General features: G+C 61.7%; 3 protein-coding genes and 1 pseudogene. 1 reads left to right on the forward strand and 3 read right to left on the reverse strand.

The features are described 5' to 3' along the window. Positions 1-404, forward strand: a pseudogene (locus AAAB35_RS14405) (3-hydroxyacyl-CoA dehydrogenase); the annotation flags it as partial. Between the two features lie 61 nt (positions 405-465). On the opposite strand, the gene AAAB35_RS14410 reads toward AAAB35_RS14405, so the two are convergent. The 3 genes from AAAB35_RS14410 to AAAB35_RS14420 all read right to left on the reverse strand — a co-directional run. Then, positions 466-894 (reverse strand): plastocyanin/azurin family copper-binding protein, encoded by a 429-nt coding sequence (locus AAAB35_RS14410; RefSeq protein WP_018858582.1) that lies wholly within the window; start codon positions 892-894, stop codon positions 466-468. A 125-nt stretch (positions 895-1019) separates the two neighbouring features. Then, positions 1020-2135, reverse strand: a complete 1116-nt coding sequence (locus tag AAAB35_RS14415; protein WP_340668974.1) for an NAD(P)/FAD-dependent oxidoreductase — start codon at positions 2133-2135, stop codon at positions 1020-1022. A 51-nt stretch (positions 2136-2186) separates the two neighbouring features. Continuing rightward, positions 2187-3301 (reverse strand): DUF1254 domain-containing protein (locus AAAB35_RS14420; RefSeq protein WP_340668975.1); only part of this gene is annotated, 1115 nt, incomplete at its 5' end.

The raw sequence follows: 3301 nt of genomic DNA on the forward strand, positions 1-3301 counted from the left end.
ACGACTATCCGGCGAAACCGGCCAAGAAGTCGCTTTGGCCGGAGCTGAAGACCTTCTACCCGCAGAAGAAGGCGGAAGACGTCGATGTCGAGGTGCTGAAGCAGCGCTTCCTCGTCACCATCGCACTCGAAGCGGCGCGCACCATCGAAGAAGGCATCGTCACCGATCCTCGCGAGGCCGACGTCGGCTCTATCCTCGGCTTCGGCTTCGCGCCATACACCGGCGGCGTGCTGTCCTACATCGACGGCATGGGCGTGAAGATCTTCGTGGGGCTCTGCGAGAAATTGGCGGCAACCTACGGTGCACACTTCAAGCCGACGGCGCTGCTTGAGGACATGGCGGCCAAGGGCGAGACCTTCTACGGCCGCTTCGACCCTTACGCAAAGGAGAAGGAGGCGGCGTAAGCCGCCTCTGGCACCTGTCATCAAAGCCAGCGGTGCTTTCGGCTGGCTTTCGATCTCGCGGCTACTTGGTCACGGTAAGGCTCGCCTGCATGCCCGCCTCGTAATGCCCCTTGATATTGCACAGAAGCAGGTAGGCGCCGGGCGCGAGCTTCGTTTTCAACTGCCCGTCCGCTCCCGGCTTGAGGTCCGAGACTTCGCCGATGCTCTTGAGCTGCTTTTCATCGACCCTATGCCTGGATGCAATCAACGGAACCTTCTGGTCCGGGGACTTCAGCTTGACGAGCACCATCTCGTGCTCCTCGGTCATGGCGTCGTTGTGAACCGCGAAGATCGTTTCCCCTGCCTTGATCGTGGCCTGGTCGAGTGTCAGGGTCATCGGCCCGCCGCCCTCGCCGCCTTCGGTCACTTTCACAGTCGTAGCCGCCCATGACGGCGAAGCGGTTGCGATCGCGGCAGATGCGGCGAGAGCGTACCATGCGTACCTGTTCATCAAATCAGCCTTTCCGTTGCAGCCCGCGCTTCATGTAGGCAACACGTCTGACGCCAGCCTGAACGGCTGGTCCAACCGTCGCAGGCTCGGCAGCACAAAGCCGGCCGCGGGTGGTGGACGACGCATCATTTTCCGGCGATGGAGGCCGCGATCTTCTCCGCCTCAAGTCCGATTTCCCGGAGGAGGCCGGTTGGAACGGCGGTGAAGCCGCAAAAGTAGAGGCCATCATTCGCCGGCTGGAGATCTCCGCGCGCGGGACCGTCGGCGCCGCCAAATCGTTGTTTGAAATCGGCCAGCAGCGCCTCGAGCCCCGGCCGATAGCCGGTCGCAAGGACGATCGCGTCAAAAATGCCGGAGCGGCCATCCGCGAATTGCACCTGGCGATCGTCGGAACTCGTGACGGCAGGGAACACCTTGATATCCCCCGACCTGATCCGCTCGATCGTGCCGATGTTGATCATCGGCGTGCGGCCCCTTTCGATGATGCCGGCCAGCGGCCCGCCTCTTGCCCTTTCCACTCCGAACGCCCCGAGGTCCCCGAAACGCAGGCTGAGGATCGGCGCGTTCACCGCATCGACCAGGCGATAGGGAAGGAACCGCTGGGCGATGGCAATGCTGGCGGTCGTCACGCCGAACAGCTCGAGCGGCACGACGTTGACCGGACCACGCACGGACATGGCGACATCAAGGCCGGCCTCGGCGCATTCGAGAGCGATCTCGCCGGCGGAGTTGCCGAAGCCGACGACGAGGACCCGCTCGGCTGCAAGCTCCGCGGCATTCCGGAACTCCGAGGAGTGCAGAAGCTTGCCCGAAAACAGCTCCTGCCCCTCCCAGGACGGCCTTATCGGCGCGTTCGAAAGCCCGGTCGCGAGGATGACATTGCTCGCCTCGAATGCCCCCTCGAAGCTCTCGACAATCCACGCCTTGTCCTTGCGGATCGTCGTCGCGCGCACGCCGAACCTGACCTCGATGTCGTTCGAGGAGCTATAGGTTTCGAGATACTCGATCACCTGCTGCCGCGAGGGATACTTCGGAAACCGCCGCGGCATTGGCATTCCCGGCAGGGCCGAGTGCATCTTGTGGGTATGCAGCCGAAGGCGGTCGTAGTGGCGATGCCAGGAGGCAGCCAGAGTGTCGCCCTTCTCAAGCACCAGAAACGGGCGTCCACGCGCCTGCAGCGCCACGGCGCAGGCCAATCCTGCCGGTCCCGCACCGATGATGATCGTTTCTGTGTGCGTCATGGGAGCTCTTGGCTCACGATGCCAGTCATAAATGGCCCCTCGTGCTGACACCTAGGGCGCGGCGACCCTGACGACATCCGACAGCACCCACTTCTTGTCGAAAAAATCGTTCGTCGGGCCGTAGGCGCGGAACATCAGCTCGAACTGCCGCTTCGGATCGGTCGGTACCCAATTGGCCTCCTTGCCCTTGGGGGCCTTGGGACCGAAATAGAGATCGACGGATCCATCGCTGTTCTTCACCAGTTCCGGAATCTGCGACGAACGGCTGGCACGCGCAACATTCTTGATCAGCGCGTGCGTCTGCCGGTCATAGGCCGTCACCGACCAATATTGCTGGACGGGAACATTACCAGGCACATGGAGACGATAGGTCTTGCCGCCGTCGAAGGCATTGCCATCCTTGTCGCGGATCGAGATCGCATAGAACTGACCGGCCCCGAGCCTCTTGATGCCGATATAGGCATAGCTGTAGGCAACGCCGCGATGATCGACCGGATAGGCGTCCTGTTCGGCGAAATCAGATTGCATGGCCTTGATGAGATCGGGATAGGCCGGGAAGGTCCAGCGGCTCTTCTCGCTGAAGAAGGGCGGCAGACCGGCATCGTATTTTGCCTCCAGTAGGGTCTCGGCCTCCTTGATGCCCTTGGTCAGCAGGGATTTGGTGTGGCGATCGGGCTCAAACGGCTTGTCTTTCTCTATGCCGATCGATTTCAGCTGGTCGATCATCACGCGGTCGCGGGAGATCCACGGCTCTTCCTGTACGACACGGTTCAGATTGTCGAAGAAGCTCGCGTCCCATTTGATCGTGGAATCGAACAGAAAATCCTTCACGTCAGAGAAAACGGTCTCCGGCGGATTGGCGGCGGCCGACAGCGGATAGACTTTCAGCTTCTTGCCGTAGTCGATGGAGGCCTGGACATCGGCATCACCATGGCTCGCAAGGTTCGAACGAAACAGCATGTAGCCGCCGTAGACCTCGGACTGCAGCGGAATGAACCCTTCCGGCAGCTTGTCCGTGTAACCCGGCGGCAGGACCACAAACTTGCCGCCTTTGCCCTTGTCGTATCCGAGCAGGCCGGCATCCTCGAGCGGCAATTGCCATGCGGTGACGATATTGCCGTTGAAGGAGGCCTTTTCCTCCGCCGGCGGCAGATCGAGAACGACGG

The organism is Phyllobacterium sp. (assembly GCF_037994425.1).
Taxonomy (GTDB): domain Bacteria; phylum Pseudomonadota; class Alphaproteobacteria; order Rhizobiales; family Rhizobiaceae; genus Phyllobacterium.